At 69.5% G+C, this 22,323-nt stretch carries 21 protein-coding genes and 1 pseudogene; 8 read left to right on the top strand and 14 right to left on the bottom strand.

Features of this window, described 5'->3' with window-relative positions; translation table 11 throughout:
• Together ACNFOC_RS29785 and ACNFOC_RS29780 are read right to left on the bottom strand one after the other, a co-directional pair.
• Window positions 1–602 (bottom strand): aspartate/glutamate racemase family protein (locus tag ACNFOC_RS29785; protein WP_416962159.1); only part of this gene is annotated, 602 nt, incomplete at its 3' end.
• A gap of 5 nt (window positions 603–607) precedes the next feature.
• Window positions 608–2,080, bottom strand: coding sequence for an NCS1 family nucleobase:cation symporter-1 (locus ACNFOC_RS29780; protein WP_416962158.1), 1,473 nt, complete (start codon window positions 2,078–2,080; stop codon window positions 608–610).
• 144 nt (window positions 2,081–2,224) lie between these two features.
• Between ACNFOC_RS29780 and ACNFOC_RS29775 the strand changes: the two genes are divergently transcribed.
• Together ACNFOC_RS29775 and ACNFOC_RS29770 are read left to right on the top strand one after the other, a co-directional pair.
• The gene (locus ACNFOC_RS29775) at window positions 2,225–2,887 is read left to right on the top strand and encodes a GntR family transcriptional regulator (RefSeq protein WP_416962157.1); all 663 of its coding nucleotides are present in this window, start codon (window positions 2,225–2,227) and stop codon (window positions 2,885–2,887) included.
• Window positions 2,888–2,902: 15 nt separating this feature from the next.
• Window positions 2,903–4,363, top strand: coding sequence for a LamG domain-containing protein (locus ACNFOC_RS29770; RefSeq protein WP_416962156.1), 1,461 nt, complete (start codon window positions 2,903–2,905; stop codon window positions 4,361–4,363).
• Between the two features lie 40 nt (window positions 4,364–4,403).
• On the opposite strand, the gene pip is transcribed toward ACNFOC_RS29770, so the two are convergent.
• The 4 genes from pip to ACNFOC_RS29750 are packed head-to-tail and all read right to left on the bottom strand — an operon-like array spanning window position 4,404 to window position 9,019.
• A complete protein-coding gene (pip, locus tag ACNFOC_RS29765) occupies window positions 4,404–5,366 on the bottom strand; it encodes a prolyl aminopeptidase (RefSeq protein ID WP_416962155.1) in 963 nt (320 codons plus the stop codon).
• Between the two features lie 18 nt (window positions 5,367–5,384).
• Window positions 5,385–6,077, bottom strand: coding sequence for a uracil-DNA glycosylase (locus ACNFOC_RS29760; protein WP_416962154.1), 693 nt, complete (start codon window positions 6,075–6,077; stop codon window positions 5,385–5,387).
• 54 nt (window positions 6,078–6,131) lie between these two features.
• Window positions 6,132–7,667: a YfcC family protein gene (locus ACNFOC_RS29755; protein WP_416962153.1), complete on the bottom strand. Its 1,536-nt coding sequence runs from the start codon at window positions 7,665–7,667 to the stop codon at window positions 6,132–6,134.
• Complete coding sequence (locus tag ACNFOC_RS29750; protein ID WP_416962162.1) at window positions 7,664–9,019, bottom strand: M20/M25/M40 family metallo-hydrolase; 1,356 nt, start codon at window positions 9,017–9,019, stop codon at window positions 7,664–7,666. Before ACNFOC_RS29750 ends, ACNFOC_RS29755 begins: the two co-directional genes overlap by 4 nt.
• A 218-nt stretch (window positions 9,020–9,237) precedes the next feature.
• Here ACNFOC_RS29750 and hslR point away from each other — a divergent pair, with 218 nt between their 5' ends.
• The gene (gene hslR, locus ACNFOC_RS29745; RefSeq protein WP_416962152.1) at window positions 9,238–9,816 is read left to right on the top strand and encodes an Hsp15 family ribosome-associated heat shock protein; all 579 of its coding nucleotides are present in this window, start codon (window positions 9,238–9,240) and stop codon (window positions 9,814–9,816) included.
• A gap of 77 nt (window positions 9,817–9,893) precedes the next feature.
• Here the strand turns inward: hslR and ACNFOC_RS29740 are convergent, their stop codons facing one another.
• The 3 genes from ACNFOC_RS29740 to ACNFOC_RS29730 form a co-directional block, all read right to left on the bottom strand.
• The gene (locus ACNFOC_RS29740; RefSeq protein WP_416962151.1) at window positions 9,894–10,340 is read right to left on the bottom strand and encodes a DoxX family protein; all 447 of its coding nucleotides are present in this window, start codon (window positions 10,338–10,340) and stop codon (window positions 9,894–9,896) included.
• 113 nt (window positions 10,341–10,453) lie between these two features.
• Window positions 10,454–11,179, bottom strand: a complete 726-nt coding sequence (locus tag ACNFOC_RS29735) for a class I SAM-dependent methyltransferase (RefSeq protein WP_416962150.1) — start codon at window positions 11,177–11,179, stop codon at window positions 10,454–10,456.
• Window positions 11,180–11,333: 154 nt separating this feature from the next.
• Entirely contained in the window at window positions 11,334–12,248 is a 915-nt protein-coding gene (locus tag ACNFOC_RS29730) for an acyltransferase domain-containing protein (RefSeq protein ID WP_416962149.1), read from the bottom strand.
• A 103-nt stretch (window positions 12,249–12,351) separates the two neighbouring features.
• Here ACNFOC_RS29730 and ACNFOC_RS29725 point away from each other — a divergent pair, with 103 nt between their 5' ends.
• Window positions 12,352–12,618, top strand: coding sequence for a DUF6343 family protein (locus tag ACNFOC_RS29725; protein ID WP_416962148.1), 267 nt, complete (start codon window positions 12,352–12,354; stop codon window positions 12,616–12,618).
• Window positions 12,619–12,648: 30 nt separating this feature from the next.
• On the opposite strand, the gene ACNFOC_RS29720 is transcribed toward ACNFOC_RS29725, so the two are convergent.
• The 5 genes from ACNFOC_RS29720 to rpsA form a co-directional block, all read right to left on the bottom strand.
• Window positions 12,649–13,029: a tetratricopeptide repeat protein gene (locus ACNFOC_RS29720; protein ID WP_406127881.1), complete on the bottom strand. Its 381-nt coding sequence runs from the start codon at window positions 13,027–13,029 to the stop codon at window positions 12,649–12,651.
• Window positions 13,030–13,079: 50 nt separating this feature from the next.
• Entirely contained in the window at window positions 13,080–13,700 is a 621-nt protein-coding gene (gene coaE / locus ACNFOC_RS29715; RefSeq protein WP_416962147.1) for a dephospho-CoA kinase, read from the bottom strand.
• 74 nt (window positions 13,701–13,774) lie between these two features.
• Window positions 13,775–14,713, bottom strand: coding sequence for a PAC2 family protein (locus tag ACNFOC_RS29710; protein WP_329555502.1), 939 nt, complete (start codon window positions 14,711–14,713; stop codon window positions 13,775–13,777).
• A 135-nt stretch (window positions 14,714–14,848) separates the two neighbouring features.
• Window positions 14,849–16,375 carry a flavin monoamine oxidase family protein gene (locus ACNFOC_RS29705; RefSeq protein ID WP_416962161.1) on the bottom strand — a complete coding sequence of 509 codons (1,527 nt, stop codon included), beginning with the start codon at window positions 16,373–16,375 and terminating at the stop codon, window positions 14,849–14,851.
• 318 nt (window positions 16,376–16,693) lie between these two features.
• The gene (rpsA, locus tag ACNFOC_RS29700) at window positions 16,694–18,205 is read right to left on the bottom strand and encodes a 30S ribosomal protein S1 (RefSeq protein ID WP_019065294.1); all 1,512 of its coding nucleotides are present in this window, start codon (window positions 18,203–18,205) and stop codon (window positions 16,694–16,696) included.
• A 393-nt stretch (window positions 18,206–18,598) separates the two neighbouring features.
• Between rpsA and ACNFOC_RS29695 the strand changes: the two genes are divergently transcribed.
• From ACNFOC_RS29695 to ACNFOC_RS29680, 4 genes and pseudogenes are all read left to right on the top strand, one after another.
• A complete protein-coding gene (locus ACNFOC_RS29695; RefSeq protein WP_416962160.1) occupies window positions 18,599–19,414 on the top strand; it encodes a class I SAM-dependent methyltransferase in 816 nt (271 codons plus the stop codon).
• Between the two features lie 97 nt (window positions 19,415–19,511).
• Window positions 19,512–20,531: pseudogene (locus ACNFOC_RS29690) on the top strand (DEAD/DEAH box helicase); the annotation flags it as partial.
• Window positions 20,532–20,647: 116 nt separating this feature from the next.
• Window positions 20,648–21,553, top strand: a complete 906-nt coding sequence (locus tag ACNFOC_RS29685; protein ID WP_416962146.1) for a D-alanyl-D-alanine carboxypeptidase family protein — start codon at window positions 20,648–20,650, stop codon at window positions 21,551–21,553.
• A gap of 129 nt (window positions 21,554–21,682) precedes the next feature.
• A partial coding sequence (locus ACNFOC_RS29680; protein WP_416962145.1) for a hypothetical protein occupies window positions 21,683–22,323 on the top strand: 641 nt, incomplete at its 3' end.

Genomic DNA, 22,323 nt, shown 5'->3' with positions numbered 1-22,323 from the left:
CCGTCCACCACCGGCAGCCCCAGCTTCTCCCCCACTGCCCGCTGCAACCCCGTCATCCCGGCACACCCCAGCACCAACACCTCGGCCCCGGCCGCGACCACCCGTTCCGCAGCCGCGAGGAACGCCGCCTCCGTACGAACGTCGTCGCCCGCCAGGTCGAGGACGCTCAGCCCCGTCCCCACCACCGCCGCGCAGTTCCGGCCCACGCCCGCCAGCTCCAGGCTGTCCTCGATCTGGCCGCAGGACCGTTCCAGCGTGGTGACGACGCCGTAGCGCCGGCCCAGCAGGCAGGCCAGGTGGGCGGCCGCCTCGGTGATGTCGACGACCGGTACGTCCACCAACTCCCGGACGCCTTCACGCCCGTGCTCCCCGAAGCCGGCCATGACGACGGCGTCGTACGCGGGACCCTCGTACGTCCGGAGCAGGTCCATGACGGCCGCCGCCGAGAGGTAGCTGTCGAGCCAGCCCTCCGCGGACTCGGGGCCCCACGCCGGGGTCAGGCCGGTCACGGTGGTGCCCGGGCCTGCTGCGGCCCGGGCACCTCGTACGATCTCCTCGGTCATCTCCTGCGTGGTGTTGCAGTTGGTGACGACGATGCGCACTCCGCTCAGACCTCCACCGGCTCGGGAGCGGGCTCGGCGGCGGCTCGGTCGGTGCGGCAGATCAGTACGTACAGGCCCGCGCCCAGTGCCGTACCGATGAACCAGGAGTACGGGGCCACGTCGCTGAACGTCTTCACGAGTGCGAGCACCGCCGCGACGCCCGCCGAGGGCAGGAACGCCCACAGGGCCTTGGGGTTGACGCCCTTCTTGTAGTAGTAGCGGGAGCCGGGGGTCGCGTCGAAGAGTTCCTGTACGTCGACCCGGCCGCGCTTCACCCAGTAGTAGTCGACCATGATCACGCCGAACAGCGGGCCCAGGAAGGCGCCGAGGCCGCCGAGGAAGTAGTTGACGACCGTGGGGTTGGAGAAGAGGTTCCACGGGGTCACCACCAGCGCGGCCACCGTGCTGATCATGCCGCCGATCTTGAAGGTGATCTTCTGCGGCCAGACGTTGGCCAGGTCGTACGCCGGTGAGACGAAGTTGGCGACGATGTTGACGCCCATGGTGGCGACGGCGAACGTGAACGCGCCGAGCACCATCACCCAGGTGTTGCCGACCTTGGCGACCAACTCGGCCGGATCCGTGATGGCTTGGCCCCAGACCTCCAGCGAGCCGGCCGTCACGATCACCGAAACGACCACGAACGCCGTGGAGTTGATGGGCAGGCCCCAGAAGTTGCCTCGGCGGACGGTCTTGTAGTCCGGCGCGAAGCGGGAGAAGTCGCAGAAGTTGAGCATCAGCGTGCCGTACGTCGCGAGGATCAGCCCGATCGCGCCGAACCACTGCCGCCACTGCTCGCCGAACGAGACCGGGTGCGGGGTGGACGTGAGCGAGATCGACCAACCGGCCTTGGCCAGCACCCAGATCGCCAGCGCGATCATCACCAGCCAGATCGCGGGGCCGCAGAAGTCCTGGAACTTCCTTACGGACTCCATGCCCTGACTGATGATCACCGCCTGGATCAGCCAGAGGGACACGAAGGAGACCCAGCCCAGGGCGTCAAGTCCCAGGAAGGAGTGGTGAGTCCAGGACTCCAGGCCCGGCCACGCGGCCAGCAGCATCACGTTGACGGCGACGGAGGCGAGGTAGGTCTGGATGCCGTACCACATGATGGCGATCACGGCCCGGATGAGGGCCGGGATGTTCGCGCCCCACACCCCGAAGCTGATGCGGCTGACGACCGGGAACGGGACGCCGTGCGCCTGCCCGATCTTCCCCATCCAGTTCATGCCGACGTAGATGAGCACGAAGCCGACGAGCAGGGAGGTGAAGACCTGCCAGACGTTCATGCCGAGGACCAGCAGTCCGGCGGCGAAGGTGTAGTTGCCGAGGTTGTGGACGTCGGACATCCACATGGCGAAGAGGTCGAAGACCTTCCAGTTGCGCTTGTCGGCGGGTGCGAGGTCTTCGTTGGTGAGCCGGGGGTCGGGGACGAACGCTGGTGTGCCGGTGGCTTCGGCACTGTGGGCGAGGGACACGGGGCCTCCAGGGCAAGAGGGACGGAGGGCGGCGACCGTTTGGTATACCAAACTGCGGTCATGGTCCCGCCGTCAAGCATTCCGACCGATGTCACGATTGTTAACGCTCGGTAAAAGCCCCCCGGAGTCGGAGAAGATTGCTCCATGAGCTCCATGACGAAGATCGAACCCCTGGGCGCGGTCCGCGAACGCGTCCTGGCGAACCTGCGCCAGGAGATCATCGCGGGGCGCCTCGGACCGGGCGACCGGCTGGTCGAGCGCGAGCTCGCCGAGCGGTTCGGCGTCTCCCGGGTGCCGGTCCGCGAGGCGATCCGCGCGCTGGTCGCCGAAGGGTTCGTCCACTTCGAGACCCCGCGCCGCACGGTCGTACGCCCTCTCACCCCGAACGACGTGCGGGAACTCTTCGAACTGCGGGAGGCCCTGGAGGTCTACGCGGCCGGGCTCGCCGCGTCCCGTGCGACACCGGAGGATCTGGCCGAGGTGGAGGAACTCCTCGACCGTGCGGCCGCCGCGACCGAGGCGGGGGACGCCGAGGTGATCACGGACATCAACAGCCGCCTGCACGACAGCATCGTGACGATGGCGGGCAACACGCTGCTGACCGCCGCCCTGGAACCGGTCGCCGGCCGACTGCGCTGGATGACCCGACGGAACGAGGAGTGGCCTCAACTCCTCGTGGAACACCGCGAGTTGTACGAGGCGATCGCATCCGGCGACCCGGACCGCGCCCGCGCGCACGCACTGGCCCACGTGCGGACCAACTACCGTTCCACGGTCCGGCATCTGTTCGGGGACGTACAGCCGTAGTCAAGGGGAGAGTGCATGGTCAGCAGACGTGGCCTGTTGGGCGGAGCCGCCGCCTTCGTGGGCGTCGGCGCGGCGCAGGTAGCGGGGGTGGCCGTGGCGGACGTGGCACTGGACACCCCGTTCACGCCGGTCGGCACACCGCATCTGGCGCAGGCCGAGCAACTGGTGAGCTATCAGCGGCTGTTGGCGGCCGGGTATCTGGTGAACGGGCTGGTGGGCCACTGGCCGCTCGACGGCTCCGGCGCGGACCGTTCCGGCCGCGAGCACCCCGTCACGCCCGGCTCCGGCGCGACCTGGACGGCACTGCGCGCGGGCGGCGAGCTGAGTCTCGACGGGACGTCCGGGGCGTACGCCGCCACCGACTCCGTCCTGGACACGACACTCCCCTTCACCGTCTCGGCGTGGGTGCGCCTGGCGAGCGACGCCGACCCGGCGACCATGTACACGGCGGTGAGCCAGGACGGCACCACCACCAGCCGCTTCCTCCTCCAGTACGACAACACCGTCTCCACCTGGGCCTTCAAGGTCCGCGGCGAGGACCAGGCGACCAAGGTGTCCGCCGTCGCCACGTCACCGGCCGTTCTCAGCATCTGGACCCACCTGACCGGCGTCTGGGACGGCACGCAGATCCGCCTGTACGTCGACGGGCAGCCGCAGGGCAGCGCCGCGACCACCCTGTCCTGGGCGGCGACCGGCGGCTTCTCCATCGGCCGGGCCCGCTTCGACGGCGCGCCCGTCAACCGGTTCAAGGGCGCGATCGACGACGTACGGGCATACGCCCGCGCCCTGACCGCCGACGAGATCGCCGTCGTCAGCGGCCGTACGGCCCGCGAGAACAACGTCTACCTCAAGGGCTCGGCGGCGACGCTCACTTGGGGCCTCCCCGACGACCCGGCGAGCTGGGTGGCCCGCGCCCGCTGCGCGTCCTTCGTCACCGGCGTCCTCAAGCACACCTACGGCTGGGCGAGCGACGACTACTTCCTCCAGTACTTCCAGGAGAGGGTCCCGGAGGCCGCCGACTACTGCACGGCCTTCCTCAACGGCACCGCGGGCCCCCGCTTCCAGCGCGTCCGCAAGGTCGCCGACCTCCGGCCCGGCGACATCATCGCCGTCGACTACAACGGCAGCGACCCCGACAACACCGGCCACATCGTCATGGTCCGCGAGGTCAAGGGCGTCTTCAGCGGCACCGCCGACTTCACCGGCGAGACGCAGTACGCCGTCGAGATCGTCGACTGCACCTCCGACCCGCACGGCGTGTACGCCCTGACCAACTACCCCAAGTACCCGGACACCCGCATGGTCGGCAACGTCACCGGCGAGAGCTTCCAGGGCGTCGGCATCGGCCACATGATGTTCTACGCCTCCGACACCACGGGCGAGTTCTCGCGGTACCGGTGGAGCGTCAACTCGTCGAAGACCAGCGGGACTTACGACGTGACGGCACGGCCGGTGGCGGCGGCGCGCGTCGGCTGATCAACCGGCCCGCATCGCCTGAACCGCCGGGCCACGGAGGTCAGTGGCGGGCGTACTTGTCCGTCGCCGCCACCAGCGCCTCGGCGACACCGGGCGCGCCCGCGTTGTGCCCGGCCTCGTCCACGATCACCAACTCGCTGCCGGGCCAGGCGTGTTGGAGCCGCCAGACGATCCCGAGGAGGTTGCCGAGGTCGAGGCTGCCCTGGACGAGGGTGCCGGGGATGTCCTTGAGGAGGGGCGCGTCCCGCAGCACGACGCCCTCCTCGTTTCCCTCCCCCAGGAAGTGGTCGTTGCCGAAGTAGTGGGTGACGGTCCGCGCGAAGCACATCCTGAACTCCGGGTCCTCGTACCGCTTTTCGGAGCGCGGCGGGGCGGGGACGATCGCCGTCTCCCAGTCGGTCCAGGCCCGGGCGGCGCGCTCCCGCACCGCCCGGTCGGGCGATTCGATGAGCCGGTTGTAGGCGGCGGCGAGGTTCCCTTCGCGCTCCGCGACGGGGAGTTCGGAGACGAAGGCCTCGAACGCCTCCGGGAAGAGCTTCCCAAGTCCCCTGGTGAGCAAGGCGACTTCGGGATCGGACCCGGTGGCGACACAGGTCAGCACCAGCTCCGACACCACTCCGGGATGCGTCTGCGCGTACCGCAGCCCGAGCACCGACCCCCACGACGCGCCCCACACCAGCCACCGCTCGATCCCCAAGTGCCGCCGCAGCAGCTCCAGATCGGCGATGAGGTGGGCGGTCGTGTTCACGCTCATGTCGGTGTCGTACGCGCTCGCGTGCGGTGTGGAACGTCCGCACCCGCGCTGGTCGAGCAGCACGATCCGGTAGACGGCGGGGTCGAAGTACCGCCGGGGGAAAGGGGAACACCCCGAGCCCGGGCCCCCGTGCAGCACGACCGCGGGCTTGCCGCGCGGGTTTCCGCAGGTCTCCCAGTAGACGCGGTTGCCGTCACCGACGTCGAGCATGCCGTGGTCGTACGGTTCGATCTCCGGATACAGGCCCATCCGCCGACCCTAACCTCGCTACGGCGTGGTCGGCAGCCCCGCCGTCCCGGCCGCCGTGCGCAGGACGTCCCGCAGCATCGCGGGGGTGAGTTTCCCGGTGAAGGTGTTGCGCTGGCTGACGTGGAAGCAGCCGAAGAGGTCGAGGCCGCCGAGGGAGACCTGTGCCCCGTGTCCGAACGCGGGCCGTGGGCGCGGCACTTGCCACCCCGCCGCCGCGAACGCGGGCAGCGCCGCCTGCCAGCCGAAGGCGCCGAGTACGACGACGGCCCTCAACGTCGGCCGCATCAGGGTGAGTTCCTCGACGAGCCAGGACCGGCAGGTGTCCCGCTCCTCGGGGGTGGGCTTGTTGGCGGGCGGGGCGCAGCGCACCGGTGAGGTGATACGCACGCCGTACAGCTCCAGGCCGTCGTCGGCGCTCACGGCGGTCGGCTGCGAGGCGAGGCCCAAGTCGTACAGAGCCTCGTACAGGACGTCTCCGGAGCGGTCGCCGGTGAACATGCGGCCGGTGCGGTTGGCGCCGTGCGCGGCCGGGGCGAGGCCGATGATCAGGAGGGACGCGTCGGCGGGGCCGAAGCCGGGTACCGGGCGGCCCCAGTACGTCCAGTCGGCGAAGGCGGCGCGTCTGGTGCGGGCGACCTCCTCGCGCCAGGCGACCAGGCGGGGGCAGGCCCGACAGCCGGTGATCCGGTGGTCGAGGTCGGACAGGTTCATGCCGCCACGGTATGTGCCCCGCACCGTGCGGGCTCAGGTGAGGATCACGACGGTTCAGGTGAGGATCGCGCCGAACGCCACGAACCCGCAGATCATCAGGAACAGCAGCGCCAGCAACGGCCAGACGAACCGCAGGTACTTGTCGTAGCCGACCTTCGCCAGCGCCACCCCGCCGATGGTGACGGCGGTCGTCGGCACCCAGAGGTTCATCCAGCCGCTGGCGGCCTGCCAGGCGGTGACGACGACCGCGCGGGAGACCCCGGCGAAGTCGGCGAGCGGGGCGAGGATCGGCATGGCGAGGGTCGCGTGGCCGGAGGTGGACGGGATCAGGAAGGCCAGCGGCAGGTTCACGACGAAGACGATGATCGCGAAGACGCCGGAGGAGGTGCCCTTCACGATGCCCTCGATGGAGTGCAGCACCGTGTCCGTGATCTTCGTGTTGTTCATGATGACGGTGACCCCGCGCGCCAGCACGATCACCAGCGCCGGTGAGATGAAGTCGGCGGCGCCTTTGATGATCATCGAGCTGAGCCTCTGCTCGCCCATCCGCGCCACCAGCCCGATCAGCACGGCCGCGCACAGGAAGAGCGCCGCCAACTGCGGGAAGGACCAGCCGAGTTCGAAGCCGTACGGTCTCGCGTCCGCGTCGCCGGTGAGCGCGCTCGCCCACGGCACCACCGAGAAGATCATGAAGGCGAAGACCAGGCCCATCGTGATCAGAACCGCCTTGTGGAGCCCGGTGAGTCGGGGTTCTTCGGCGGATTCCGGGACGTCCGACTGGTTGCTGTCCCGGTCGCCGGGCAGGAACCCGGTGATCGACCGCTCGGGGTTCCGCCGCACGCGGCGCGCGTACCGGATGACGTACGCCACCGTCACCGCCGTCAGCACCACCCACATGACGAACCGCAGCACGATGCCGTCGCCGAGCGAGATGTCCGCGGCGGAGGAGGCGACGCCGGTCGCGAAGGGGTTCACCGTCGAGCAGAGCACGCCGATCCCGGCGCCGAGGATGATCGTGCCGACGGCGACCATCCGGTCGTAGCCGAGTGCCAGCATCAGCGGCACGATCAGGCCGTAGAAACCGAGGGTCTCCTCGGCGAAGCCCTCGACCGTGCCGAGGACCGAGAAGACCATCATGATCCCGGCGATGAGCAGCGCGCCGCGCTCGCGCAGCCGGTGGGCGAGGCGGCCGATGCCCCGGTCGAGGGCGCCGGTCGCGAACACCACGGTGATGAACGCCCCGATGGCGAGCACGAACAGGAACACGCCCGCGCTGCCGTACAGTTCGCCGGCCAGATCCGGGCCGACCTGGCCGGTCTTCTCGTCCTGGACGCCGTAGAGGCCGTTGACGGGCGCGAGGAAGAGGTCGTTGAGGCGGTCGACGAAGCTCTGGCCGGAGTCGACGCGGTGGTAGGTGCCCTGGATCGGGGCGCCCGAGGCGTTGCGGTCGTACTGCCCGGACGGGACGAGGAACGCGAGCAGCCACACGGCGATCGTGACGACCGCGAGGACGGTCAACGCGCTGGGGAAGGTGAACTTCGGCTTGTGCGGCGGCTGTTCGGTGGTCCGCCGGCTGTCGGTGGTACTCATACGGCCGCCGCTCCGCCCCGGCCCCGGACGTCGGCCGCGTATCGCTCGACGAACCCGCACATCGCCACGACCGTGTTCTGCAGCTCCGAGAACAGCACCCGTTCGTTGGGCGCGTGCAGATTGCACATGCTGTCCTGCGCACCGAACAGCAGCACCTCGGCGTCCGGCGCGGCCCGCGCGAGCCCGTTGACCAGCGGGATCGAACCCCCGGTCGCGACGTACGACGGCTCGGCGCCCCACGCCTCCTCGATCGCGGCGAGGGCGGCGCGGTAGGCGGGGCCGCCGGTCGCGGCCTCGTAACCGGGCCCGGTGTCGCCGGCGACGACGGTGAGCGGGACACCGAAGGGCGTGAGCGAGCCGAGGTGCTCGACAAGCCTCGCCTGCGCCTCGCGCGGGTCCTGGCGCGGATGGAAACGGAGGTTGAGCTTGGCGCGGGCATACGGAACGACCGCCGAGGCCGCGTGATCGACGCGCGGCGCGTCCAGCCCGACGACGGTGATCGCCGGCCCACTCCAGAGCCGCTCACCGAGGCTCCCGCTCCCGATGAGCGGAACCCCGTCGCGCACTCCCGCCAGCTCGCGGAACTCCTCCTCCGTGTACGCCGTCCCGGCCCACTCCTCCCGTCGCAGCCCCTCCACGGCCACATCACCGTGCACGTCGTGCAGAGTGGCGATCGCCTTCAGCAGCACGAGCAGCGCGTCGGGCGCGGCACCGCCGAACTCCCCACTGTGACGCGGCTCTTCGAGGGTGCGCACTTCTACGACCACCTCGGCCGCCCCGCGCAGTCCGGTGGTCAGGGTCGGGGTGCCGGGGCGCGGGTTGCCGGGGTCGGCGATGACCATGGCGTCGCAGGCGAAGCGGTCGGCATCGGTCGGCGGGTAGGTGCCGAAGGGGCTGCCGTACTCCTCCTGTCCCTCGAACACGATCTTCACGCCGACCGGCGGCCATCCCTCGTACGCGCGCAGCATCCCGAGGTGCGCGATCACGTTCGACTTGTCGTCCGCGATACCGCGCGCCCGCAACCCGCCCTCCACGGGCGTCGGTTCGAAGGGCGGCGAGTGCCACAACGTCTCGTCGCCGGGCGGCTGGACGTCGTAGTGCGAGTAGAGGAGAACGGTCGGGGCGTCGGGACCGGGCGGCGGAATCTCCGCGAAGATCACCGGAGCGGTGCCGGGCAGATCGATCCGCTCGATGTGCTCGACACCGGCCTCGCGCAACAGCCCGACGAGCAGATCGTGCGCCTCCCGCACCGGCTCACCCGGAAACCCGGGAAAGGCCACGGAGGGAATCGCGGCAAGCCGCACGAGGTCGGCCCGCAGCCCGTCCATCAGGGCGTCGACCTTTGCTGCCATGTCCACGTCCGCCCCCTCGTCTCCACTCCGACCGCGGCCCCTACGACCACACCTCTACGGCCTCTACGGCCTCGGGAAACAGCCTCTGCGGTGCGGCGCGGGGGTGCATCCGGGGTGGGCCGGCGGAGTGCCGGCCGGGGACCGTGGACGGCGTCCGGGGTCAGGTCGTCGGCCGAAATCCGCCGGGGTCGGCCGACTGGGGGCACTAAGGTCGAGACATGGCTTCCGAGGGAGTGGACGAAACCGGCAGCAACGACGGAACCGCTGCGGCCGCGCCCGCGCCCGACGGCGACGCCGTGGCCGCCGCCAAGGCCGCCGGCCCCTCGAACGGTGCGAGTGTCCGCGTCGACAGCTGGATCTGGTCCGTCCGTCTGGTCAAGACCCGCTCCATGGGCGCCGCCGCCTGCAAGGGCGGCCACGTCCGTGTCAACGGCGAGCGGGTGAAGCCCGCCCACTCCGTCCACGTCGGCGACGAGGTGCGTCTCCGTCGCGAGGGCCACGAGCGCGTCGTCATCGTGAAGCAGGTCATCCGCAAACGGGTCGGGCCGCCGGTCGCCGTCCAGTGCTACGTGGACAACTCCCCGCCGCCTCCGCCCCGCGAGGCCGTCGCCCCGGCCGGCATCCGTGACCGCGGCACCGGCCGCCCCACCAAACGCGACCGCCGCGACCTGGAACGCCTGCGCGGCCTCCCCGGTACGGACGCCGACGCCGGCCCCGCCACCACGCCCGACACCTCCAGGGACCGGGACACCCGTCGCGACTCACGCCGCGGCACGCGCCGCGACCCGCGAAGGTGACATCCGGCCCGGGCCCCTCGGCCCACCGGATGCCACCGTCACGCCGTACTCAGCCGTAGCCGGCCGTACCGCACGGATCACGCACGGCGTCGTACCACTCGCAGCAACTCCGCGTTCTGCCCCCGCCGTGCCCAGGCGATCAGGGCCAGCGGGATGATCAGGATGAGCGGTGTCGCCGCGTTCTCACCGTGGAACACGGTCATCTGCACGACGAACGCACCCACCATCAACGCACTGAGCGCCGTCGCCGCCACGGACTGAAGCAGCGGGACCAACAGCGCGACGGCACCGGCCAGTTCGAGCGCGCCGATGGTGTACATGGCCCCGCTGCCCCAGCCGATCCTGTCGAAGGAGTCCACGGCCGACGGGTTCGCGATCAGCTTGGGCAGCGAGCTCGCGACGGCGTAGAACAGCGCGATCAGCACCTGGAGGGCACGCAGCGCGATCCGGGCTCGGCGACCGCGGGTGGTCGCGGACTCGGCGACGACGGTGCGGGAGGCGGCGGAAGCGGCGGTCTCGGACATGAGGTTCTCCTGTGGGAAGCGGTGGGAGCGCTGGTAAGCGGTCCGTGTTGCTGTCACAGGGATAGACCGGCCCTCGTCCTCGAACTCATCGCCGCCGCCCGCGATTTCCTCCGCTAATCCGCTGCCGCTGCTACTCCCTCTTCCTCCGCTGTCGTCGCCACCGCCCTCACCCATATCCGGTCCGGCGTCAGATAGCTGTCGACTCTCAGTCCCGCCTCCGCCAGCGCCTCCTCGAACTGGTCCTTCGTCAACGGCCGGGACAGGAACGTCTGGGTCCAGACCGCGTCCGGGAACACATACTCCGCGTGCACCGAGTCGACCCCGTCCCCGACCGGCTCCGCCGACACCATCCGCACGGTGAAGCCACTGGGGTCGATCCGCTCGCGCGGCAGGTTCGTGTGGTAGTCCTCGCCCTCCCGCTGGATCAGCACGCAGCCGCCCGGCGCGACATGCCGTACGCAGGTCCGCAGCAGTCCGCGCCGCACCTCGATGTCCCCGGCGTGCACCAGGAACGACGCGAGCATCACCACGTCGAACGTCTCGCCCAGATCGAGGTGTTCGACCGGGCTGCATATCGTGCGTGCCCCCTGGACGCGCTCCAGCATCTCGGCGGATTCGTCGACCGCCGTGACCTTGAACCCGCGCTCCAGGAGGGGGTGGGTCATGCGTCCCACCCCGCTGCCCAGCTCCAGGATGCGCGCGCCCGCCGGCACAGCCGCGGCGATGATGTCCGGCTCCTGGCCGATCGACAGCCGCGAGTACAGCTCGACCGCACAGCCGTCCGGAGTGATCGCCCCGGGTCCTGTCCCCTCGTACCCCTCACGCATTTCGATTCGCATGCCCGTCCAACGGACCGCGTCCGCACGTCCGTTCCCGACTCGCACTGATTCACCCGTACGAGTCAATTCCCTTCAGGCGGGCAACCGTTGGCACCTTTTGGAGGTCGGAGCCGAGTCCGGGGATCAGATTGGAGGTCGAAGCCGAAGCCAGGGATTAGAGCGGAAACCACCCGTGCCCGAGGTACCAGTGCCCGCCCGCCCGCAGATGGTCCCCGACGGCCCGCTCCACGGACGTCCGCCGCGGCAGACTCTCCACCGCCTGGTCTGGATGGCCGAAGACGAACTGGACGGGCTCGGTGTCGGCCGGCTCCGTGTCCTCGCGGATCACTCGGAACCGTTCCTGGAAGCGGACGATGTTGGAGTCGGCGGAGAGGTACCGCTTCAACTGCGGGTCGAGCAGCCAGGAGTGGCAGATCGCGACCTCATGGCGCTCCTCGGGGAAGTGCCGGGCGAAGAACGCGCGGGCCAGCTCCAGCGAGCGGTCGCACGCGGCCGGGGTGAGCGGCCCGGAGTAGTCGGGGATGTGCAGGTTCAGGCAGGGCGTCCCCGGCTCCGCGTCCAGCCCGGCCGCCCTGAGTGCCCGCGCCGTGTGCTCGCCGAGCCGCGACCGCTCGAACTGTAGCCGCCCCAGCTGGTACAGCTCGCCGCGGAAGTGCGGGACGAGCCACTGCGGGAACGGCAGTCCTCCCCCGCCGAACCGTCTGTGGTGCACCGCGATGTTGCGTCCCAGGTCGGCGAGGGTGCGCCGGGAGACGTCTTCGGGGATGCCGCGTTCGCGGTGGTACGCGCGCGTGGAGGGCAGCGCGGCGACGAAGACGTACACGGGGAAGTAGGCGCCCACCTCCGGCGGGGCCTCGGGCAGCCGGGCCAGCAGCAGCTCGGTGAGCCGGGTCCAGTGGCCGTGCTGTCCGATGTCCTTCACCAACTCGCCGACGCACTCCTCCAGGAGCCGCGTCGCGTCGGTGTCCCGCGTCAACACCCGGCGCAGTCGCACCAGTTCGTTGATGTCCTCATGGGGTACGGCGAGGTCGAGCAGGACCTCGGGCAGTTCGTCGGCGTCCGGCAGCACGGTGCGCTTCCCCCTCCCTGTGGAGCCCTGTGGAGCCCCCTGTAGAGCCCTGTGGAGAACGTCCGAGCCGAAGAGTACGTTGCAAGGAGGAGTAGTGATCCTGATGCGTACAGGCAGTGAGCCGACGACCGCGCGCAGTCCGCTGCGGACGCGTTTCTGGCTGAGCGTGTGGGGGCTGGTCTGGACGATCTTCGGCACGGTCGCGTTCGCGCTCGCCGGCCGCCCCGGGTGGGCGGCGGCCTGCGCGGTGCTGTGGCTGGTCGTCACGATCGACATGGCCATGATCCTCAGACACATGCGCCAGGGCCCGCACTACCAGCCGGGCCCGGACGTCCCGCCGTACCGACCGCCGGAACACCGCCACCCCTGACGTCCAGGGGCATGATCCGCGGCGGTGCGCCTACCCGTCGAAGCGGGCCGCCTTCACGTACTCCGGGTTGGGATCGAGCGCGGCGGCCAGCCGGAAATGGCGTTTGGCCTGGTCGGCTCGGCCCTGCCGCTCGTAGGTGCGGGCGAGCGCGAAGTGCGCGAAGGCGTTGTCCGGCTCGCGCTCCAGGACGATGGTGAACTCCAGCTCGGCTGGGCGCAGTTGCGCGGCCGCGAAGAAGGCACGCGCGCGCAGCAGGCGCGCGGCCGTGTTCTCCGGGTGCGCGTCGATGACGCGGTCGAGCAGCTTCACCGCGCCCCGCGGGTCCCGCGCGGCGAGCAGCTGCTCGGCGGCGCGGAAGTCGATGACATGCGTCTCCGGAGTACGTCCGGTCGTTCCGCTGTTCTCGGGCACGGCGAATTCCTTCCCTCACTCGGACGTTTCAACGCCCGGAGAAAGGGACGCTATTCCTGGGGTGGCTGCTGGGGCACGTGGGCCCTGCGCACGAGTTCGGCCCATACGTCCCGTACGCGCCGCTCCAGCGTTTCCAGGGGTACGTCGTTGTCGATGACGATGTCCGCGACGGCCAGCCGCTTCTCGCGCGTCGCCTGGGCGGCCATACGCGCGCGTGCGTCGTCCTCGGTCATCCCCCGCAGCCGGACCAGCCGGTCGAGCTGGGTCTCGGGGCTCGCGTCGACGACGATCACCAGGTCGTACAGCGCGGTGAGGGCGTTCTCGGCCAGGAGAGGGACGTCGTGGACCACTACGGCGTCGTCGGACGCGGCCGTTTCGAGCTCGCGGGAGCGTCTGCCGACCAGGGGGTGCACGATCTCGTTGAGGACGGCCAGCTTCTCGGGGTCGGCGAAGACGATGGAGCCCAGCTTCGGCCGGTCCAGGGCACCGTCCTCGCCGAGCACGTCCTCCCCGAAGGCCTCGACGACCGCCGCCAGCCCGGGAGTTCCGGGCGCGACGACCTCGCGCGCGATGCGGTCGGCGTCGATGAGCACGGCGCCGTACCCCACGAGCAGCCGCGACACTTCACTCTTACCGGCACCGATGCCCCCGGTGAGGCCGACCTTCAGCATGGACCGAAGCCTACGGCCTGTCACTGACAGGGCACTCGGTGACCGGTGGCAACCGCCAGGTTGCCGCCCTGGTGCTAGTTGTCGCCCTCGCGCTCCGCCAGGAAGCGCTCGAACTCCTGCCCGATCTCGTCCGCCGACGGAATCTCGACCGGCTCGGCGAGCATGTTGCCGCGGCTCTCGGCGCCCGCGGCGGCGTCGTACTGGTGCTCCAGGCCCTGGACGAGCGCCACGAGCTCCTCGTCGCCCTCCTGGATCTGGCGGTCGATCTCGGTCTGGGTGCGGTGGGCCTCGGTGCGCAGGGAGTGCGCGATGCCCGGGAGGACCAGTCCGGTGCCCGCCGTGATGGCCTCCAGGACGGTCAGGGCCGCGTCCGGGTACGGGGAGCGGGCGATGTAGTGCGGGACGTGCGCGGCGACGCCCAGGACGTCGTGACCGGCCTCCATGAGGCGGTACTCGACGAGCGCCTCGGCGCTGCCGGGGACCTGCGCCTCGTCGAAGGGGCTGCGGTGCCCCGGGACGAGGTCGTTGCGGTTGCCGTGCGGGGTGACGCCCACGGGGCGGGTGTGCGGGACACCCATGGGGATGCCGTGGAAGTTCACGGACAGCCGGACGCCGAGCCGCTCCACGATCTGCTGGACGGCCGCGGCGAAGCGCTCCCACTCCACGTCCGGCTCGGGGCCGGAGAGCAGCAGGAAGGGGGCTCCGGTGGCGTCCTGGACCAGTCGTACGTCGAGTGTGGGCTCCTCGTACTCGGTCCAGCGGTCCCGCTTGAAGGTGAGCAGCGGGCGTCGGGCGCGGTAGTCGACGAGCCGGTCGTGGTCGAAGCTGGCCACGAGCTGGTGGGGCAACGTGTCGAGCAGACGTTCGACGATCTGATCGCCCGTCTCGCCCGCGTCGATGTATCCGTCGAAGTGGTAGAGCATGACAAGACCGGCCGACTCCTGTGCGAGCGCCATGTCGACGACTGCCAGGCCCTTCGGCTCCCATGCGTACAAACCCTGCGGATCAAGCACAGTGACCGCTCCTCCTCGTGTTCGTACTGCACAACGCCCTCCAGGGCATGGGCATTCCCGCCCATGCCCCTGATCAGGCACCTCTTACTGGCTTTTCATGCGCCACTCCCCTGTGTCACCGGGAGAGTGTCCACGTCACGAGGACAGCACGCGCGCGTGGAGTGCGGTCACGGCCTTGCGGGCGGAGGAGAACGCGCCGTGCTGCCAGGCGTCGGTGTAGCTGAGCCAGTCGCCGGCGAAGTAGACGCGTCCGGTGGGGTCGTTGAGCGGCTTGTAGCGGACGTCGTCGGGACCACCCGGGGTGTCGTGCCACGCGGCCTCCAGGTGGGGCGTCTGACGCCAGTGGTGGGAGAAGGACGACGCCAGTTCGCTGCGGTACTTCTCCCCGTAGATCTTCACGCCCGCGGCCACCGCCCGCTCTTCCCGCCCCTTGGGGGTGAGCTTCGCGTAGGAGTCCGCGTTGTCGTCGTAGTTGTAGTACCCGATGAGGACGCCCCGCTCACCGTGGAAGCCGTACGAAGGGTGCCAGATGTGGGTGACGTCCTGGTCGGTCTCGGTGATACCGCCGTAGATCCGGTGATCCAGCTCCCACCAACGGGACTTGTACTCCAGGCCGATCTTCGCGGCGGACGACGGGGTGATCGCCTCCAGCGCGGTCTGGACTCCGCTGCCGAGGTTGTGCGGGATCTTGGCGAGGATGTTGGGCGGCAGCGCGCCGACGCAGTAGTCCGCCTCGATCACCCTCGTACGGCCGCCCTGGGTGTAGGTGACCGAAACGCCACTCCCCTTGTCGGTGATTTTGGAGACGGCCGCCCCGGTGCGGATGCGGTGCGCGCCGATCGCCCGGGTGAGGGCCTTGGGTATCTGGTCCATGCCGCCGACCGGCTGGAACATCAACATGGCCTGGTCGAAGCCGAACTCGAAGGAGAAGTAGCGGCCGACACCGCTGGCGAAGACCTCGGAGGCGGTGGGTACGTCCCCGAGCAGCACGCCAGGAGTGCCCGCGGCGGCCGGGACGGTCGAGTACCCGCGGAAGTCACCGCCCTTGTAGTCCAGCGTGTCCCCGAGTTCGCCCCAGTCCTTGAGGAACTCGACGAGCCGCTCCTGGTCGGTGGCGGTCAACTCCTTGTCCAGGGCGCCCTTGTCGGTGGCCTTGGCGAGCAACTCCGAGACATAGCCGTATACATCGGCCTTGGCGGTGCGGTAGCGCTCGGGCTTGGTCATGCCGGTGGACTCGTTGTAGATGTACGCGTCCGCGTTGACGTTGGTGAACACCTCGATGGGGACGCCGAGTTCACGGCAGTAGTCGAGGGTGATCATCCACTGCGGGATCCGCGCGGGACCGCAGTTCATGTAGTGTCCGTCGGCGAAACGGGCGGTCTGCCGGTTGCCGTAGAGGTCGGTCGTCGTGTCGCCGCCGCGGACGGTGAAGTTGCGGCCGCCGGTACGGTCCCTGGCCTCCAGGATCGTACAGTCGTAGCCGGCCTTGCCCAGTTCGTACGCAGTGGTCAGTCCGGCGATGCCACCACCGACGATGACGACCTTGGCCGCGCCGCGTCCGGTGAGGTGGAAGTCGCCGGTGCTCAGGGCACGGAAGGGCTGTTCCCGCTGGGCGGCCTGCGCGGTGGGGGCGAGCCCGAGGGCCCCCATCGTGGCGAACATCGTGCCCGCACCACCGGTGAGACCCACGTTCCGCAGAAATGCACGTCGGCTCTGGTTGCTTGCCACTGTCTGGCTCCCCTTCTCCGATCATGAATGACCGAGGCAGGGTCCCAACGCCCAGTTACGGCACGGCAGTTACTGATGTATCCCACAAGTTTCTGCAAGCCCGAGGAAACGCGCCCCAAGGGGCGCGAGGAACTGCGCGACCAGCCACAACGGACCGACAGCCGCATGACAACCGTCCGCGCACACGACTGAGGGGCCGCACCTCGAAAGGTACGGCCCCTCAGCTAACCGCTAAGCCTCAGCGGCAGGCGATCAGCTCTGGCCGCCGGCCAGCTTCTCACGCAGGGCAGCAAGCGCCTCGTCGGACGCCAGCGCACCGGACGTGTCCGCACCCTCGGAGGAGTACGAACCGCCGCCGCCGCCACCGCCGGCCGCGGCCGGAGCCGCACCCGCCGTGTCGACACCCTCGGCCGCCGCCTGGGCGTCGGCCTCGCGGGACTTGATGACCTGTGCCTGGTGCTGCTCGAAGCGCTGCTGCGCCTCGGCGTACTGGGTCTCCCACACCTCGCGCTGGGATTCGAAGCCCTCGAGCCAGTCGTTGGTCTCGGGGTCGAAGCCCTCGGGGTAGATGTAGTTGCCCTGGTCGTCGTACGACGCGGCCATGCCGTACAGCGTCGGGTCGAAGTCGACCGTGGCCGGGTCGGCACCGAAGGCCTCGTTGGCCTGCTTCAGCGAGAGGCTGATGCGACGGCGCTCGAGGTCGATGTCGATGACCTTGACGAAGATCTCGTCGTTGACCTGGACGACCTGCTCCGGGATCTCCACGTGGCGCTCGGCCAGCTCGGAGATGTGCACCAGACCCTCGATGCCCTCGTCCACGCGGACGAACGCACCGAACGGAACCAGCTTCGTGACCTTTCCGGGCACGACCTGGCCGATCTGGTGGGTGCGGGCGAACTGCTGCCACGGGTCTTCCTGGGTCGCCTTCAGCGACAGGGAGACGCGCTCGCGGTCCATGTCCACGTCGAGGACCTCGACGGTGACTTCCTGGCCGACCTCGACAACCTCGGAGGGGTGGTCGATGTGCTTCCAGGACAGCTCGGAGACGTGGACCAGACCGTCGACGCCACCCAGGTCCACGAAGGCACCGAAGTTGACGATCGAGGAAACCACGCCGGAGCGGACCTGACCCTTCTGGAGGGTCGTGAGGAACGTCTGGCGGACCTCGGACTGGGTCTGCTCCAGCCAGGCACGGCGGGACAGGACCACGTTGTTGCGGTTCTTGTCCAGCTCGATGATCTTGGCCTCGAGCTCCTTGCCCACGTAGGGCTGGAGGTCGCGGACACGGCGCATCTCGACGAGAGAAGCCGGCAGGAAGCCACGGAGGCCGATGTCGAGGATGAGTCCACCCTTGACGACCTCGATGACGGTACCGGTGACGATGCCGTCCTCTTCCTTGATCTTCTCGATGGTGCCCCAGGCGCGCTCGTACTGGGCGCGCTTCTTCGAGAGGATCAGGCGGCCTTCCTTGTCCTCCTTCTGGAGAACAAGGGCTTCGATCTCGTCGCCGACCTTGACGACCTCGTTCGGGTCGACGTCGTGCTTGATCGAGAGCTCGCGGCTCGGGATGACACCTTCGGTCTTGTAACCGATGTCGAGCAGGACCTCGTCCCGGTCGACCTTCACGATGACGCCGTCGACGATGTCGCCGTCGTTGAAGTACTTGATCGTCTCGTCGATCGCGGCGAGGAAGGCTTCCTCGTTACCGATGTCGTTGACCGCTACCTGCGGGGTGGTGGCGGTGGTCTCGGTGCTGCTCGTCATGTGGGAAAGGGCTCCGGTACGGACATTGAAGTCGTAGGTACTGCTCACGCCGAGAGCCTTTTTCGCTTCGCTCTGCAGAAGGCCGGACAGCCAAGGAAGCGCCGGTCCAGAACACCAGGGTGTCCGGTTGGCGCCTCGAAAACCGAGGGGTCATACATACAGATGCGAGCGCAACCTGCTACGTCTGAGGTGCGCAGGCCCGCAGCGCAACTTGTAGCATACGGGGGCAGCCAGGCAGGGTCAATGCGCGAAGGCGCACACCCGGGGCGGATCGCCGCATACCCGGCACAAAACGTGTCCCGCGAGGCCACGCAGGCCTGAACCACCCCTTCAGTGACGCCGCCGGGGACAGCCGCACCGTAGAGGTGACGGAAGAGTACGACGAGGGAGCCGATCATCCAAGAGCCCGATGCGTTCGAGCCGGAAGCCACCCGACGTGACGCCGACGTCACCGAGAGTTCCCGGGCCAACCGGGGCTGGTGGGACCGGAACGCGGACGACTACCAGGTCGAACACGGCACGTTCCTCGGTGACGACCGCTTCGTGTGGGGCCCCGAGGGCCTCGACGAGGTGGAGGCCGAACTGCTCGGCCCGCCCGAGGAGCTGAAGGGCAAGGACGTCCTGGAGATCGGCGCCGGCGCGGCCCAGTGCTCGCGCTGGCTGACCGCCCAGGGTGCCCGCCCGGTCGCCCTGGACCTCTCCCACCGCCAGCTCCAGCACGCGCTGCGGATCGGCGGATCGTTCCCTCTGGTGTGCGCCGACGCGGGCGCGCTGCCCTTCGCGGACGAGTCCTTCGACCTGGCCTGCTCGGCGTACGGCGCGCTGCCGTTCGTCGCCGACCCGGTGCTGGTACTGCGCGAGGTGCGCCGGGTGCTGCGGCCCGGCGGCCGGTTCGTCTTCTCGACCACGCACCCGATCCGCTGGGCGTTCCCCGACGAGCCGGGCCCGGAGGGACTGACGGTCTCCGCCTCGTACTTCGACCGCACGCCGTACGTCGAACAGGCCGACGACGGCAGCGCGGTCTACGTGGAACACCACCGCACCCTCGGCGACCGCGTCCGGGACATCGTGGCGGCGGACCTGCGCCTGGTGGACCTGATCGAACCGGAGTGGCCGTCCTGGAACACGGCCGAGTGGGGCGGCTGGTCGCCCCTGCGCGGCAACCTGATCCCGGGGACGACGATCTACGTGTGCGAACGCGACCAGTAGTAGAACCACTGAGGGGCTGGCTGAGGGGCTGAGGGGCTGACGGAACGCGGGCACGCGCGCGTAGAGGTCGTTTCACACGGCGTACGACACTGGGGGCGTGATCCGCTACGACGCCCTCGACGCGCTGCCCGTCCGCAGCGCCCTGCCCGGACTCGACGCAGCTCTGGAGGCGGGCGGTGCCGCGGTACTCGTCGCGCCGCCCGGCACCGGCAAGACGACGCTGGTGCCGCTCGCGCTGGCCGGGCTGCTCGGCGAGGGGAACGAGGGACCCGCGCGGCGGGTGGTCGTCGCCGAGCCGCGGCGGATCGCGGCACGGGCGGCGGCCCGGCGCATGGCGTGGCTGCTGGGCGAGAAGGTCGGCGAGAGCATCGGCTACACCGTGCGCGGCGAGCGGGTCGTCGGACGGCACGCACGCGTGGAGGTCGTCACGACCGGCGTGCTGCTCCAACGGCTGCAACGCGACCAGGAGTTGACGGGCATCGACGCCGTGATCCTGGACGAGTGCCACGAACGGCACCTGGACGCGGACACGGTGGCCGCCTTCCTGGTCGACGTACGGGAGACCCTGCGGCCCGAGTTGCGGCTCGTCGCCGCGTCCGCGACCACCGACGCGCAGGGCTGGGCCCGGCTGTTGGGCGATGCACCGGTCATCGAGGCGGAGGGTGTCGCGTACCCGGTGGAGGTCGTCTGGACGCCTCCGGTACGTCCCGTACGGCCTCCGCACGGCATGCGCGTGGACCCGGCGCTGCTCACGCACGTGGCGTCGACGGTACGGCGGGCGCTGGGCGAGCGGGACGGGGACGTGCTGTGTTTTCTGCCCGGGGTCGGCGAGATCGCGCGCGTGGCCGGGCAGTTGGGCGACCTGGGCGGGGCCGAGGTGCTCCAGGTGCACGGGCGGGCGCCTGCCGCCGTACAGGACGCGGTGCTGTCGCCGGGGGCGCGGCGGCGGGTGGTGCTCGCGACGTCCGTGGCGGAGTCTTCGCTGACGATTCCTGGTGTACGGGTGGTCGTCGACTCGGGGTTGGCTCGGGAGCCGCGGGTCGATCACGCGCGCGGGCTGAGCGCGTTGGCGACGGTACGGGCGTCGCAGGGCGTTTCACACATTCGGGGAACCCGGCGCAGCAACCGCACAACCTTCTGTGCTACTTACGTGTCACACACGTGCGGCCCTTTCTTTCCCCCCTCCAACTGGGCCGCTCCTCAGGGGCATTCAACGTATTCGGGGTACCTCAGTTGATTACTGCCATTACCGGCATCAAGGGCAGCCGTTTCCGCAGAGCCGCCGCGGTCACCGTGACCGCAGGAGCCGTGCTCGCGACCGGCGCCCTGACCGCGGCACCCGCGCAGGCCGTTACGACGCCCACCATCACCGCCAAGGGCGGATTCCTGATGAACAGCGTCACCGGGACGACCCTCTTCACCAAGGCCGCCGACACGAAGCGGCTCACGGCCTCCACCACGAAGATCATGACCGCGAAGGTCGTGCTCTCCCAGTCGAACCTGAACCTGGACAGCAAGGTCACGATCAAGAAGGCGTACAGCGACTACATCGTCTCCAAGGGCGCCTCGTCCGCGCACCTGATCGTCGGCGACAAGGTCACCGTCCGTCAGCTGCTGTACGGGATGATGCTGCCGTCCGGCTGCGACGCCGCGATGGCGCTGGCCGACAAGTACGGCTCCGGTTCGACGGTCTCGGCCCGCACCAAGAGCTTCATCGCCAAGATGAACACCGCGGCCAAGAGCCTGGGCATGACGAACACGCACTTCGACTCGTTCGACGGCAACAGCAACGGCAAGAACTACTCGACGCCGCGCGACCTGACGAAGGTCGCCCGCAGCGCGATGAAGCTCTCCACGTTCAAGACCGTCGTGAAGGCCAAGTCGTACACGGCGAAGACGACCACCAAGACCGGTTCCACCCGGAGCACGACCTGGGCCAACACCAACACGCTGCTCGGTTGGAACGGCACGCTCGGCATCAAGACCGGCTCGGGCACCGAGGCCAAGTACTGCCTCGTCTTCGCCGCCACGAAGAACGGCGAGTCGGTGATCGGCGCGGTCATGACCGCCGCCAACACGACCAACCGCACGGCGGACGTGAAGAAGCTCATCAACTACGGCTACGCGAAGATCAGCTGACGTTCAGATCCACGCTGGGACCTGCCGCATACCAGCGGCGGGTCCCTTTGTCGTACGGCGGCTTGGCGTACGGCTTTCTGCGTCGTACGGCTTTCTGGTACGACCGTCACGTGAGGAGTTGAGTCGGCGATGTCGGCGAACGACCGGGAGCTGGCGCAGTACTTCGCTCTCGAGGGCGCCCGAACTCTGCTCAGCCAGTACAGGGACTACGGCAATCCCGTCCCTGACGACGCCGAGGCGTGGCGGCGGGACCTGTTCCCGGTGATCCGGGGACTGTGGAACGCGGGGGAGGACGGCGGCCGGGACCTTTACGAGATCGCGTCGCAACTCCGCCTGGCAGCCGACCTGTTCGCGCACGACCCGGCCGGCGGACACCCCTCCCTCACGAACTTCCCGAGGGCCGAGTCGGCGGCCCGCACACCCGAGGTCTACCGGGCGGTGGCCGCGTATGTGGAGCGCTGGAAGGCGCCGTTCGACCGGGAAGCGCTCTTCGGAACACCTCTGACCACCCGTGAACTCGCCCTGCGTTTCCCCCGGTTGAACCAGTTCCTGCGGAACTACTTCGGCCAGGACGGACTCGCCGTCGACGACGACATGATGGACGCCACGCTGGAGGAGGGCCTCCACCTGGTCATCTCGGACACCCACCCGTGGTGCCCCTGGCAGCTGCCGGGACTGATCGCCGAGTGCGCGGAGGCGCGCGCCGTGTTCCACACCGAGGAGCAGTTGGATGCGTTCTTCGGCGGGGGCGGGATGGGAGCTGTCTCTTC

The sequence above is a fragment of the Streptomyces colwelliae genome (assembly GCF_048158785.1).
GTDB lineage: Bacteria > Actinomycetota > Actinomycetes > Streptomycetales > Streptomycetaceae > Streptomyces.
The sequence above is the reverse complement of the archived record's forward strand: the minus strand, read 5'-3'. Positions and strand labels throughout refer to the sequence as shown.